Consider the following 13494-nt stretch of genomic DNA (forward strand, 5'->3'; position numbering starts at 1 on the left):
GGCCGGGTTCGGCGAGGTGCAGAAGGGCCGTCAGGACACCCGGGGGACGGCCTCCAGGGCCTTCCGTGGTGTCTCGCCGGGCCTTCTACGGTGTCCGCTGCGGACGGGCGGTGCTCCGCCGGGCGAGGATGGCGATGCACGTCAGCGCGATCACCCCGAGCCCGATGATGTAGGCGGAGACGGACATGGAGGTCCCCGTCTCCTCCAGCAGCAGCACCATGACGAACGGAGCCAGGCCGCCGCCGAGGACGGCCCCGAGCTGGTAGCCGAGCGAGGCGCCGGTGTAGCGCATCTCCGTCGTGAACAGCTCGGCGAACAGAGCCGCCTGCGGGCCGTACATGATGCTCACGAAACAACTGGCGACGAAGATCCCGATGGCCAGCGGCACCAGGGACGCCATGTCGATCAGCACGAACAGCGGCACCGCCCACACCACGACGCCGACCGCCCCGGCCGCGTAGATGCGCAGCCGGCCGACGCGGTCGGAGAAGGCCGCGGCGGCGGGGATCAGGGCCAGTTGGGTCACGTTGACGACGAGTGAGACGGCCAGCACACCGTTGCGGGCCATCCCCAGCTCCCGGGTGGCGTAGTCAAGGACACCGGTCACGATGATGTAGAAGGTCGCGGCATTGACGGCCAGCGAGCCCCCGGCCAGCAGGACCGTGCCGAGGTGGTGGCGGAGGACCGTACGCAGCGGCGAGTGCTGCCGCTCCTCCGCCGCGAGTTCGCGCTCGGCCCGGCGGAACTCGGGTGTCTCCTCCGCGTGCCGGTGCACGTAGCGCGCCAGCACCAGCACGAAGATTCCGCAGAGGAACGGCAGCCGCCAGCCCCAGTCGGCGAAGGCGGCGTCGCTCATCGCGGCCGACGAGACGAGGAAGAGGGTATTGGCCGCCACCAGGCCGATGGGGACGCCCATCTGGACCAGGCTGCCGTACAGCCCGCGCTTGCCCGGAGGGGCGTACTCGGTGGTCATCAGCATCGCGGCACCCCACTGGGCGCCGAGGGCGAGCCCCTGCACGACGCGCAGGGCGACCAGCAGCACGGGAGCCGCGACACCGATCGTGTCGTACGAAGGGAGGGCACCGATCGCGGTGGTCGCCAGTCCCATCAGCAGCAGCGCCCACACCAGCATCGGCTTGCGCCCGTGCCGGTCACCGAGGTGGCCCGCGACGATTCCGCCGACGGGGCGGGCCGCGAAGCCCACGGCGAACGTCGCGAAGGAGGCCAGCACGCCGGTGACGGGGCGGTCGGAAGGGAAGAACTGCGGACCGAGGACCAGGGCTCCCGCGACGGCGAAGACGAAGTAGTCGTACCACTCGAGGGCGGAGGCGAGCGCGGCCACCGTGGCGACTTTGCGGCGGTGGCGGGCGGCCGGCTCCGCCGGCGGCTCGGGGGCGTCGTGCGGGCCAGGGGAGTCGGTACCCATGCGTGGACTCTCTGTGGGATCGCCGTGGTCGGCGCAGGCAGCGTCGGGTGGTTCCCCAGGCTGCCTCAGCTCCCTCTTGGCGCGGTGTGCGACCCGCTGAGCTCGGGACCCGATCACTCCGCTGCGTGGGCCCCGGCCCGGTCCCGACCGCCGCGGAGCGCGGTGCCGCGCGCAGCGGTTCGCATCAGCCCGGCAGGCGCCCACGTCCGCCCTTACAGCGGTCTTCACGTCCGGCCTCACGGCGGTCTTCACGTCCGCTTCGTGCGCGCCCTTGCGGCCGTCCCGGCGCCGGTCGCGCTGTCCCGCGTCACGTTCCGTCGTGCGCAGGCGTGGCCCCGCCCTGGCGCGCGGCCACCAGTTCGCGCCACAGGTCCGGCCCCGACCACCTGCGCCGGGCGTCCGGCCCGGCCTCCTCGGCCTCCCGGATCAGCTCGACGAGGCGGGCGTTCACCGGCGCCTCGAGACCGTGCCGCCCGGCCAACGCGACGACCTCGCCCTGCAGTTCGTCGATCTCGGTACGGCGGCCACGCTGCAGGTCCTCCCACATCGAGGAGCGGGCGTGCGCGTCGATCCGCAGCGTCGAGGCCGCGACGATCCGGAACAGCCCGTTCGGGAGCCGCAGCATGTACGGGAGGTATCGCGCCGGTACGGGGGTCAGCCGTGCCGGTTTCGCCCCCGCCGCCCGCAGCACCGTGAGGGCCTCCGTCTGGCACAGGGCGAAGCACCGGCGGTAGGCGCGCTGCGACAGCTCGGCGCGCAGCGGCAGGTCGGACAGAGCGTTGAGCGCGTTGTTGAGGTTGATCAGCAGCTTGGCGTACTGCACTTCGCGCATGTCGCCCCGCGTCTCGGCAGCGAGCCCGGCGGCCCGGAACGCGGACATCAGGGGCGCGGCCCGCTCGTGCTCCTCGATCGACAGCGGACCGGCGGATCCCTGGTGGAAGACACCGGGCTCCCTCTGCACGACGTTGTAGGGAACCGTCCCGGCGAGAACGGTGTGCTCGGGGAGCTCGCGCCGGATGGCCGCGGTGTTGTGCAGCCCGTTCTGAAGGCTGACGACCACCGTCGACGGGCCCAGATGCGGGGCGAGTTCACGTGCGGCGGCACTGGTGGCGGACGACTTGACCGTGATCAGTACGTAGTCCGCCCCGGCGGCCGCATCGGGCCCCGTCGCCACCCGGAGGTCGCCGGGGACCGTCAGCTTCGCCGAACGGCTGCCACCGGTGAGGGCCAGACCGTTCCGCCGCAAGGTCTCCATGGCGGCGCTGCGCCCTATGAGCGTGACACCGGCCGTCTCCGCGAGCAGCCCGCCCGTGTGACAGCCGATGCTGCCCGCCCCGAGGACCGCGATGCTCAGGCGCGGCGAGGTCGTCGGGGACCCGTCCACGGGGCGTTCCGTCATGTCTGCTCCTGCTCCTGGGGCCGTGTCGTCGCGGGGCGGGATGGCGCGCCCCGCAGCCTAGCCGGGGGTGACCGCGCCGGTCACCGGGCCCTGGGGTCCGGCCTTCGCGGCCCGGCCGCCGAGGACAGGCGTGGGCCGTCGGCGGCCCCGTACGGGGTGCACCGTCCGCGTTTCCTGCCCAGCCCTGGCGTGATCTATCGATATTCGATAGATTGCCATCGTAACTCGATGGAAGGACAGGTCGTGGGAAAGCTGACCGTACGCGCGCTGCGCGCCGTGCTCGTGGTGGTGCTCGCCGGCACCGTGTTCGTACAGGCATTGATGGTGTGGACGCTGGTCAGTGGGAGCGACCCGGAGGACGGGTCGCTCCCACTGACCCCGCTGCGCGTGATCACGATCCTGGGCATCGGGACGGTCCAGGTCATCGGGGTCTGCGTATGGCGGCTGGTGACGATGGTGCGACGCGGAACCGTGTTCTCCCACGCCGCCTTCCGGTACGTGGACGTCATCATCGGCGCGATCGTGGCGGCTGCCCTCGTGTGGTTCGCGGTCACGGCCCTCAACGCGCCGGGCCAGCGGGCCGACCCGGGCGTCACCGTCATCATGGGCGGGGTCGGCCTGGCCGTCCTGGGGGTCGCGCTCATCGTGCTCGTGCTGCGGACGCTGCTCGCCCAGGCCGTCGCACGCGACGTCCAAGCGGCGCAGATGCAGGCCGAGTTGGACGAGGTGATCTGATGCCGATCGCCGTCGACATCGACGTAATGCTCGCCAGGCGGAAGATGTCCGTGGGCGAGCTCGCGGACCGCGTAGGGATCACGCCCGCCAACCTGGCGGTACTCAAGAACGGCCGCGCCAAGGCGGTGCGCTTCGCGACGCTCGCTGCGCTCTGCGAGGTGCTCGAGTGCCAGCCGGGCGACCTGCTGCGCTGGGAGGAGAGCACGCCCCGGGCGGATGACGTGCCCCAGCGCGATCATGAAACGGGCGTCATGTGACGACGCCGAAGCTCTGAGGGCGGGGTGGTGATTCCCCGTGCAGGCGCACAAGGGCGGGGTGGTGATTCCCGTGGAGGCGCACAAAAGGCCCGCGCCGTACGTGAATTCGCAACTACTCGCCCTCGCGCGCGTCCCCGTGGGCGGATCGCGCCGGTACGGGAGCGGGGATAACCGGGACATCACACAACGCGGGACCGGGGGATTCCGGAACACCTTGGTTCCATGTCCCGCCGAGGAGCCGCAATGCCCGAATCCGTCATATCAGCCATCGCGGGGCGGCCGTGGGAGCGCGTCGTCGTCAGGGAAGGCTTCAACGATGCCGCCATGAAGGCCGCCATGGACGAAGTGATCGCCAGCGCGGAAGGAGGAGCGGTCCGCAAGACCCTCGTCTTTCCGCCCGGTGATTTCCATCTGACGAAGCCGCTCTTCACGTCCACCGCCACGAACGACGATCAATTGCAGGGCCTGTCCGTCGAGGGGCAGGGAATCCGCGCGACCCGCATTTTCTGGGACAACGCGGGAGCGGACGCGCCCGGCAATCCGCTCGCCAACAACCTGATCACCGCCGTCCGCCGCCTGCGATGGGCGACCATCGGCGGATTCAGCGTCATCAGCAACGGCGCGAAGAACCGTTTCGCGTACCTCCTGAGCGACACCCAGGGGTTCAACCAGGCGTGGCACGTGCACGATGTGGAATTCAGCGGACCGTGGGACCGGGTCTTCGGGATCGACGGCGACCAGGACGCGAATCTCAACAGCGAGATGAGTCTCCGCCGCCTCTTCACGGCGACGAACTCCACCTTCCGCGACGCCTTCTTCCGCACCGGGGGCATCAGCGGTACCTATCCGCAGCAGAACCAGTTCCTGAACTACTGGGTCGAGGACTGCTGCCTGACCCTCAGTTCCGGGGTCGTCTTCCGCCTCGACCGGGGCGGCTCCCTGCGCGTGTCCCGCGGCTCGTGGTCCGCGGCGACGGCGGACGGGACGATCACCTGGTTCCTGATGCCGAACGGGCAGAGCAACAGCCGGACCGCGGCCCAACTCAGCGTCCGGGACGTACGGTTCGAGCCCAAGGGGGACCGGCACAAGATCATCGACTGCTCCTGGGGCACCGGAACGGTCACCTTCGACGACTGCTCCGACGTGGGCTCCATGCAGAACACCGCAAGCTACGCGCGCACCCTGCACCGGTACGTCGGCCAGCCGTGGTGGGACCAGGGGAACGGCCCGACCGTGCGCTACCGGTCCTGTGCCCTGGCCGGCCGCCACGAGTACGACGGGCCCCGGCAGACCCGCGGCGGCTTCGTCTACGACGGCTCCCACTTCTACCGGGGCCAGAGCGGGCAGACGACGACGCCCGCGGACGTACTCCGCAGCACCGACGGCGCGGCCCGCTACCGCTTCATCAACTGCGACAACATCGCGGACGCGTCGAACCGTTGATCTGCCGCGACGGGATCCCCGGGCCAGGGGGACCGGGGAGCCCGCCGCGGTGTCCAGGCCCGACCCGCCGCCCGGCCGTGCACGCGAACGCGGCCGCTCCCGTGCACAGTGAAGGGACAAGGGCGGCCGGTGCCGATGTGGTACCGGCCGCCGGTCCGGCGAACGGAACGAGGCGAGGCGGCATCATGCGGGTGGGCTTGTTGCGGACGGTGGGAGCGGCGACGGCGGTCTACGGGGTGGCGGTGACGGCCTGGCCCGCCCTCCTGGCGCGGCCGTCAGGACTGACGGACTCCCAGGGCCGGACCGCGGAGGCCACACGGATCTCCCTGCGCCCCGTGGCGTGGCGGGACGCCGCGAGCGGACTCGCCATGGCCGTGGCCCCGCAGGGCGCGCCGCTGACGACGGCCACCGTGCTCCGGATCGCCGCCGATCTCGGGGACGCCGCCCTGCTCGGAGCAACCCTCCCGGACCGCGCCACACGGGCCAAGGCCGTGGCCGTCTCGGTGGGTTGGGCATCGCTGTCGGTCGTCGGCCTGCTCGCGCGCCCGCGCCGCTGAGGCGGCCCTCCGGACCGCACGCGGGCCGCGTCACGGCGTACGGAGCGCAGTGAGCACCGCGTACGGCCCAGGTGCGGCGAGGCCGTCCGGAAGGGCGTTGTCGTACCCCTCCGCTACGTTCCCTCCCATGACGGAATTCGTACTGGTTGCAGGCGCATGGCTCGGATCGTCGGCGTGGGACGAGGTCGCGCAGGAACTGCGCGCCGCGGGCCACGGCGTGCATCCCTTGACCCTGTCCGGACTCGCCGACAAGCGCGGTGCGCCGGCCGGGCAGCAGACCCACGTCCAGGACATCGTCGGAGAGGTCGAGCGGCACGGCCTCCGCGACGTCGTCCTCGTCGGGCACAGCTACTCCGGCATCCCGGTCGGCCAGGCGGCCGAGCGGATCGGGGACCGGCTGGCCCGCGTGGTCTTCGTCGACTCCAACGTCCCGGCTGACGGGGAGTCGTTCGTGTCGGCGTGGCCGGACGGCCGGGCCATGGTGGAGGGCTCGATCGCCGAGCACGACGGCTTCTGGGCGCCCCTCACGGCGGCCGACTACGCGGGTCAGGGCCTGACCGACGAGCAGATCGCCCGGATCGTCGCCGGCTCGACGCCCCATCCGGGTGCCACGCTGACCGAGCCGGCCGTGCTGGAGCGTTCGCTCGGCGAGCTCCCGGCCACGTACATCAAGTGCCTGCTCGACGGCGCCGAACCGGCACCCGATGTGGCCGCGCTCCTCAAGAGCGACCGGTGGCGGCTCGTCGAGATGGACACCGGCCACTGGCCGATGTTCTCCCAGCCGCGCGAGCTGGCACGCATCCTGCTCGACGCGACCGGTCCCGCCAACCCGTCCACCTGACCGGACGCCTGGCCTACCGGTCCGCCTCGACCGGCAGGGCGGACCGGCCCGCCGAGCTGCCGTCGACATCCTCACCGACGCCGTCGTCCCGGCCGTCCACGTCGCGCCGACCGGTCCCTGAGTGCCCGTTGTTCCCCTCGGGCGCGGCGGCTCGGGAAGCGGGGGCGGCGTCATCGCGTGGTGTCTGCTCCCGGTCGGCGTCGCGTACGTCGCCCCCGCCGTTGCGGGCCCGGCGACGGCGCGCGGCGGTGCGTGCCGCATCGAGGGCACGAGCGAGCAGGTGCGCCCGCCCGGCGGCAATGGGGCCGAGCACGGCGAGGACCAGGACGTAACCGGCGATGAACGGCGCGAGGCGTGCGTCCAGGCCCGCACCCGCGGCCATCGCCGCCAGGATCAGCGCGAACTCGCCGCGCGCCAGGAGGGTCGTGGCGATGTCCGCCGCGGTCCGCGGCCCGTAGTGGTACAGGCGCGCGGCCAGCAGCCCCGCGGCCACGTTCATGACGATGGTCAGCGCCGCCGCCGCGGCGACCGGCCCCGCGACGGACGCGATGTCACCCGGGTCGACGGCGAGTCCGAAGGCGAAGAAGAAGATGGCCGCGAAGGCGTCGCGCAACGGATGCACCAACTCGCGGATCCGCGGCCCGGACCGGGTCCCCGCGAGGATCAGGCCGACCATGAACGCACCGATGGCGTCGGCCACTCCGAGGACCTCGGAGACACCGGCGACGAGAACGGCCGCTCCCAGAAAACTGATGACCAGCAGCTCGTTGTCGCGGACGGCGATCAGGCGCCCGATCAGCCGTGTGCCCCAGCGGGCGGCGGCGGCCAGCACCAGCAGGAAGCCGAACGCCTTCGACGCCTGGAGAACGGTCTCCTGCACGCCCTCGGCCCCGCTGATGACGGGCTGGAGAGCCGCCAGATACAGCGCCAGGAAGATGTCCTCCACCACGATGACGCCCAGGATCAGACGCGTCTCCGGGTGTCCGATGCGCCCCAGATCGATGAGGATCTTGGTGACGATCGCCGAGGAGGAGATGCCCAGGACACCGGCGAGGACGAGGGCCTCCTGTGCCCCCCAGCCCAGGGCGAATCCGAAGCCCAGACCGGCGCCGACGTTCAGCAGCAGATAGATGCCTCCGGCGGCCGCCAGGCGTTTGCCGCCGCTCCTGAGGTCGTCGAGGTGGAACTCCAGGCCCAGGTAGAAGAGCAGAAGGACCAGGCCGAGCGCGGACAGCATCTCGAAGTCGTGGGCGTCCTCGACGAGGACCGGGCCGGGCGTATGGGGGCCGAGCAGGATGCCGGCGAGCATGAACAGCGGGATCGTCGGCAGGCCGATCCGGCTGCCGAGGCGGGCGAGGAAGGCGGCGGCGAGGAAGGCACCGCCCATGGCGAGCAGGGTGTCGGCATGTCCCACGGGTCACCACCTTCCGCAGCGGGCGGGGCTTGGATACGAGCGACGGGCGGGGCGGATACGTCCTCCTGAGGTCTGTTCCGGGCCGGTGGATCGCGGGCTGCTGCCGCCGTCGTGCCGCCCCTCGGCGGCGGGAGCGGTGCCGTGCGCCTACGGCCGGGGCGGGTCAGTTCTCCTCTTCCCCGCGTGGCGGAGCCCGCGAGGAAGAGGACGGACGCGGCGACGCCCCGAGATGCGCGGCCGCGCCGGCGAGCATCAGTCCCGCCGCCAGCAGCAGACCCTGCGGCAGGATCAGTCCCGCCGTCAGCAGGCCGACCGAGACGGCCAGGAGCACCCGTGGAGCCACCCGCCGTCGGCCCCGCGGTCGGCGGGTCCGCCCGGTGCGACCGCTGCGGACGGAGGGGGAACCGATGCGCTCCCGCACTCCGTCCGGTTCGTCCCGCTCATGCGGCTCATGCGGCTCGTCCGGCTCCTGCCGCCGTACGGTGACGGGGTGTGCCATGGTTCCTCCTCCCGCGTTCCGGGGGGTACGGCGCCGCTCCGGGGGCACCGCGTCATGGCCACGATCACATGCGGCCCACCTTCGTCACCATGGGTGCTGACCCTCATTTCCGCAGGTGGGAAACCCTCACCGCGTCGGCCGACGATGGGTGGAGACCCCGATGGACACCGCCGTCCCACGCCCGCAGGCTGACCGTGCAGGCCGAGCCTCCTCAGACACGGCCGGGCCCCGGCGCGTGCCGCCCCGCGACACGTAAGGCCTGGGCGCTCGCACCGGTGGGGAGGCGGGCGGGGCACAGTGGAGGAGACGGTGACTGGACGGAGGCGGTGCCCGTGCCCTTGTTCTGGCGCATCTTTCTGCTCAATGCGGTGGTGCTGATCGCGGCCACCGCGCTGCTGCTGGGCCCGGTGACGGTGTCCACGCCGGTCCTGCTCACCGAGGCCGCCGTCATCACCGCGGGGCTCGTCGCGATGCTCATCGCCAACGGCATGCTCCTGCGCATCGGCCTCGCCCCGCTGCAGCGCCTCAGCCGCGTCATGACGACCACCGACCTGCTGCGCCCGGGACCACGCCCGGCCGTCGGCGGTCACGGCGAGATCGCGAAGCTGATCACGACCTTCAACACGATGCTCGACCGCCTGGAGAGCGAGCGGGCCACCAGCGCCGCCCGCGCCCTCTCCGCGCAGGAGGCCGAACGCCACCGCATCGCCCAGGAACTGCACGACGAGGTCGGGCAGACCCTCACCGCCGTCCTCCTCGAACTCAAGCGTGTGGCCGATCACGCGCCAGCGACCGTACGGGAGGATCTGCACCAGGTGCAGGAGACCACCCGCGCCGGCCTCGACGAGATCCGCCGTATCGCCCGGCGTCTGCGCCCCGGTGTCCTGGAGGAACTCGGCCTGCCCAGCGCCCTGAAGGCCCTGGCCAACGAGTTCACCGGACCGTCCCTCGGCGTGCGCAACCGTGTCGCGGCCGACCTGCCCCCGCTGGGAACGGACACAGAACTCGTGCTCTACCGCGTCGCCCAGGAGAGCCTGACCAACGCCGCACGCCATGCGGGCGCGGCCCGCGTCGATCTGACGGTCGGGCGCGTCGCCGGGGGAGTGGAACTGAGCGTCCGCGACGACGGCCGCGGCATCGGTGACGCTCCCGAAGGGGCGGGCATCCGCGGGATGCGCGAACGCGCCCTGCTCATCGGCGCCGACCTGTCCGTCGGACCCGGTCCCGACGGCGGCACCGAGGTGTGCCTGACCGTGCCCGCCCACCACCGGAGCCGCTGACCATGCCCGAGGCACCCCCCACCCGCATCCTTCTCGCCGACGACCACCGCCTCGTCCGCCGCGGAGTCCGTCTCATCCTCGACGGCGAGCCCGATCTGACCGTCGTCGCCGAAGCCGGTGACGGCGCCGAAGCGGTCGATGCGGCCCGGACCCACCGGCCCGACCTGGCCATCCTCGACATCGCCATGCCGCGTCTGACGGGTCTGCAGGCCGCGCGCGAACTCTCCCGCATCCAGCCGGAGCTGCGCATCCTCATCCTGACGATGTACGACAACGAGCAGTACTTCTTCGAGGCCCTCGCCGCCGGCGCCTCCGGATACGTGCTCAAGTCCGTGGCCGACCGCGACCTCGTCGAAGCCTGCCGGGCCACGATGCGCGGCGAGCCCTTCCTCTACCCGGGGGCCGTCAATGCGCTCATCCGCAACTATCTCGACCGCGTGCGGGAAGGCGGCGCCGTGCCTGCCCGGGCCATCACCGACCGCGAGGAGGAGATCCTCAAACTCGTCGCGGAGGGACACACGTCGCAGCAGATCGCCGATCTTCTCGTCATCAGCGTGAAGACCGTCGAACGGCACCGGGCGAACCTGCTGGAGAAGCTGGGCCTGAAGGACCGTCTGGAACTCACCCGGTACGCGATCCGCGTCGGCCTGATCGAGCCCTGAACGGCTCACGGGTCCACCGTTCCCGCGCCCCGGCCGACCCGGCGTCGCCCAACATCCGCAAAAGAGTTACGTCGTGAAAACGGCGCGCAGTTCGTCACCGCCGTGTCACAGAAGGGCAACCGGACGGTCGCCCGAGGAACGTCCCGGCCACCCGGTCCGTGTTGCCGTTTCATCGCGCTCCCATGAAATGCGCCCGCACCGTGTATTGAAGGGAAGTCAAGTCCCGGTCCCTGAGTAGTGCTTGCTCACGCCCGCCCTCCGGCGCGGAACTACTGTCCCGAATTCGTTGACCGGTGAATTCGCTCGGTCGACACCGCATGAATTCCGGGGTATTCGCGACCGAGGGAGAACGACCCGTATGCGCTCACGTATTCGTACCGCCGTGCCCGCACTGCTTCTGGCTTCGGCTCTGACCGCTACGCTGTCGGCCTGCAACAACGACGAGGACACGGCCGGCGGCAAGCCGGACAAGACCGCGTCCAGCTCGCAGGACGGCGGCAACGGAGGGGACGCCTCGGGCGGCGAGATGGACAACGCCCAGCCCGTGGCCGTCCCCCTGCCCGCGTCGGGTGAGCTGACGAGCGCCTCCGCCCAGGAGGAGAAGGTCCTCGTCCTGCGCTACCAGCCCGAGGGCCCCGCGGAGGAGGCGGTCGAGGCCAACCTCCGGATGCTCGCCAAGAACGGCTACGAGGCCCACGAGGAAGGCCCGTACACCCGCGGGGACCAGACCGTGAACGTCGGGGCGGACGGCGACGCCGTGCAGTACTCCATCACCTACCCGGACGCCGCGCCCCCGCTGCCGTCCGAAGGTGACGTCCTCTCGGTCACCAGCAAGGACGACGACACGCTGACCTTCACCTACGGGCTCCCCGAGGACGCGACCACCTCGCTCTCGGCGCTCAAGACCTATGTAGGCGAACTCGGCCAAGCGGGATGGGACACCCCGACGGACGGCAGCACCACGGCGACCAAGGGGGACCAGAAGATCGAGTTCGACGTCACCGACGACACGCAGCTCAAGGTGACCGTCGACGTGCCCAGCTCCGTCGGCTGACCCGCCGACCCGGGACCGGTCCGGAGCGGCGCCACCGGCGCGCACGGACCGGTCCACGGCTGCCGTCCGCGTGGCACGGAGCGTTGGCCCGTGCACGTGAACAGCGGGCGGTGGCCGAGGAACACATGCGTGTTCACGAGAAGCGCCCTTTCCGGTTCGACTTCTGTGATCGATTGACGCTCAGCTCCCGGCGATCGAGAGCCTGACGGGCTGTCAGAAGAGCAAGGGCGCGCTTGCGGAGCGGAGAGTGCCGCGAGGGCCTGCCGGCGCCCGGCCCACGGCGCCCGGCGCGCCTCGCCCGCGCGGAGCGCGCCCTGTTCACCCCCCGGGGGCGTCCAACTCCGGGCGCTCTGAAGGCATACGTCTACCTGGCGCCCCAAGTGGGCGACCCGGGCAGCGGCGGAACGCCCGGGCGTCGCGCGGCGCACCGTGGAGCGCGCCGCCGCTCCGCCCCATCACCGCACCACAACAGCGTGCCCGGACAGCCCTGTTGGAAGAGACCGCATCGGAACCGCCGTAGAGCCGGCCGTCCGGCCGCGCCGCCGAGCGAGCCGCCCCCCCCGGCCGGACGGTGTCCGGCCGTGTCTTGCTCGGCGTTGCCGGGGCCGCATCAGACCCGCGACCGGCCGTCGAGGCCCGGGATCGGCTGCCCGCCCGTGTCCGATCCCTCTGCTCAGGCCGGCCAACTCCCCTCTGTGTGCGCGGACGTCGAGCGCAGGTAAAGGTGATGAGCTTGTTCGCGGTCGGGGGTCTCGCCTTCCGTCATTCGGGGCGTGGATTGCGCCCGTCGATCCGGCGTCGCCGCGGGTGTATCACGCTCCGGCACATGTCGATCACACGCGGACCACATGCCGATCACCGGCCGTCCGATACTCTCTGTGATCCGAAAGATCGTGGTCGCAAAGGGGCGACAGGCTTCCCCATTCATCGGCAAGCGCGGGCAATACGCTCGAAATGACACTCAGGATGCCGCTGACATCGGTGCTAACCTTTCCTGAATGGCGTTCCGCAATACTGAATGTGAGTAGAAAATCATGGTGCAGTCCGTTCAGCGTGCGGCACGCATCCTGCAGGAACTGTCGGCGTCAGGCCCCCGCCTGGGCGTCACCGAACTCGCTGAGCGGATCGGCGTCTCCAAACCGGCCGTGCACGCGCTGCTGCGCACCCTGGAGGCCGAGGGCCTGGTGCGTCAGGAGAAGGAGACCAACAAGTACCTCCTCGGGGCGGCACTGCTTCGCCTCGGCAACTCCTACCTGGAGACACAGGAGTTGCGGTCCCGTTCGGTCGCCTGGGCGGACACCCTCGCCGAGCGCACCGGCGAGGCGGTATGGGTCGCCGTACTCGACGACGACCGGCACATGCTCGTCGTGCATCATGCCTTCCGGCACGGCAGCGGCGTGCAGATCCTGGAATTGGGCGCCAGCATTCCGTGGAACACCTGCGCACTCGGCAAGTCCCTTGTGGCGTTCCTGCCGCAGCAGCGGCAGAAAGAACTGCTGGAGGGAGAACTGGCCCGGCTGACCGGGAAAAGCGTGGTGAACCCGGCCGCCATGGCGGACCAGTTGGCGGAGACCCGCCAGACCGGTTATGCGTTGGAGGACCAGGAGAGCACGCTGGGTGAGGCCGGCATCGCCTCGCCGGTGTTCGACCGGTACGGCGACCCGGCGGGCGCCATCGGCATCGTCGGCCCCGTCGAACGGCTCCTGACCGAAGCCGACCGGCAGCGGCACGCGGTGGCCGTGCGCGAGGTGGCGACGCTGCTCTCGCGCGAGCTCGGGGCGGGCCGGGGCATCGCCTGGCGCGTGACCGACTGACCGAGAGCCGGTTCCCGCGCGGTCGGCCCGGCCCGGTCGGCCCGGCCCGGTCGGCCGGGGGCCTGGTCGCGCGCCCCGGAACCCAGCTCGGACGTTCCCGGCACCGGTACACA

13 protein-coding genes are annotated in these 13494 nt (G+C 71.4%); 9 read left to right on the top strand and 4 right to left on the bottom strand.

Translation table 11 applies throughout. The features are described 5' to 3' along the window. Positions 1–85: 85 nt before the first annotated feature. Entirely contained in the window at positions 86–1426 is a 1341-nt protein-coding gene (locus ABZ822_RS27845) for an MFS transporter (protein WP_360860035.1), read from the bottom strand. 307 nt (positions 1427–1733) lie between these two features. Next, complete coding sequence (locus tag ABZ822_RS27850; RefSeq protein ID WP_360860038.1) at positions 1734–2825, bottom strand: 2-dehydropantoate 2-reductase; 1092 nt, start codon at positions 2823–2825, stop codon at positions 1734–1736. Between the two features lie 243 nt (positions 2826–3068). Between ABZ822_RS27850 and ABZ822_RS27855 the strand changes: the two genes are divergently transcribed. From ABZ822_RS27855 to ABZ822_RS27875, 5 genes are all read left to right on the top strand, one after another. Beyond that, positions 3069–3560, top strand: coding sequence for a DUF2975 domain-containing protein (locus ABZ822_RS27855; RefSeq protein ID WP_360860201.1), 492 nt, complete (start codon positions 3069–3071; stop codon positions 3558–3560). Further along, the gene (locus tag ABZ822_RS27860) at positions 3560–3817 is read left to right on the top strand and encodes a helix-turn-helix transcriptional regulator (protein ID WP_360860041.1); all 258 of its coding nucleotides are present in this window, start codon (positions 3560–3562) and stop codon (positions 3815–3817) included. The genes ABZ822_RS27855 and ABZ822_RS27860 overlap by 1 nt, the downstream gene beginning before the upstream one ends. Before the next feature lie 243 nt (positions 3818–4060). Beyond that, on the top strand, positions 4061–5260 hold the full coding sequence (locus ABZ822_RS27865) for a hypothetical protein (RefSeq protein WP_360860043.1): 1200 nt from the start codon (positions 4061–4063) through the stop codon (positions 5258–5260). 185 nt (positions 5261–5445) lie between these two features. After that, a complete protein-coding gene (locus tag ABZ822_RS27870; protein WP_360860046.1) occupies positions 5446–5817 on the top strand; it encodes a hypothetical protein in 372 nt (123 codons plus the stop codon). Between the two features lie 127 nt (positions 5818–5944). Beyond that, the gene (locus ABZ822_RS27875) at positions 5945–6658 is read left to right on the top strand and encodes an alpha/beta hydrolase (RefSeq protein ID WP_360860049.1); all 714 of its coding nucleotides are present in this window, start codon (positions 5945–5947) and stop codon (positions 6656–6658) included. A 13-nt stretch (positions 6659–6671) separates the two neighbouring features. Here ABZ822_RS27875 and ABZ822_RS27880 read toward each other — a convergent pair whose 3' ends face one another. Together ABZ822_RS27880 and ABZ822_RS27885 are read right to left on the bottom strand one after the other, a co-directional pair. Further along, positions 6672–8072, bottom strand: a complete 1401-nt coding sequence (locus tag ABZ822_RS27880; protein WP_360860052.1) for a cation:proton antiporter — start codon at positions 8070–8072, stop codon at positions 6672–6674. Between the two features lie 163 nt (positions 8073–8235). Continuing rightward, positions 8236–8571 (bottom strand): hypothetical protein, encoded by a 336-nt coding sequence (locus ABZ822_RS27885; protein WP_360860055.1) that lies wholly within the window; start codon positions 8569–8571, stop codon positions 8236–8238. Between the two features lie 332 nt (positions 8572–8903). Here ABZ822_RS27885 and ABZ822_RS27890 point away from each other — a divergent pair, with 332 nt between their 5' ends. The 4 genes from ABZ822_RS27890 (at position 8904) to ABZ822_RS27905 (ending at position 13381) form a co-directional block, all read left to right on the top strand. Beyond that, complete coding sequence (locus tag ABZ822_RS27890; RefSeq protein ID WP_360860058.1) at positions 8904–9851, top strand: sensor histidine kinase; 948 nt, start codon at positions 8904–8906, stop codon at positions 9849–9851. Between the two features lie 2 nt (positions 9852–9853). Continuing rightward, positions 9854–10513 carry a response regulator transcription factor gene (locus ABZ822_RS27895; RefSeq protein ID WP_360860061.1) on the top strand — a complete coding sequence of 220 codons (660 nt, stop codon included), beginning with the start codon at positions 9854–9856 and terminating at the stop codon, positions 10511–10513. A gap of 358 nt (positions 10514–10871) precedes the next feature. Then, positions 10872–11567 carry a hypothetical protein gene (locus ABZ822_RS27900; RefSeq protein ID WP_360860064.1) on the top strand — a complete coding sequence of 232 codons (696 nt, stop codon included), beginning with the start codon at positions 10872–10874 and terminating at the stop codon, positions 11565–11567. A gap of 1034 nt (positions 11568–12601) precedes the next feature. After that, entirely contained in the window at positions 12602–13381 is a 780-nt protein-coding gene (locus ABZ822_RS27905; protein ID WP_360860067.1) for an IclR family transcriptional regulator, read from the top strand. The last annotated feature ends 113 nt before the right edge of the window (positions 13382–13494 follow it).

This window comes from Streptomyces sp. NPDC047108 (genome assembly GCF_040643575.1).
GTDB lineage: Bacteria > Actinomycetota > Actinomycetes > Streptomycetales > Streptomycetaceae > Streptomyces.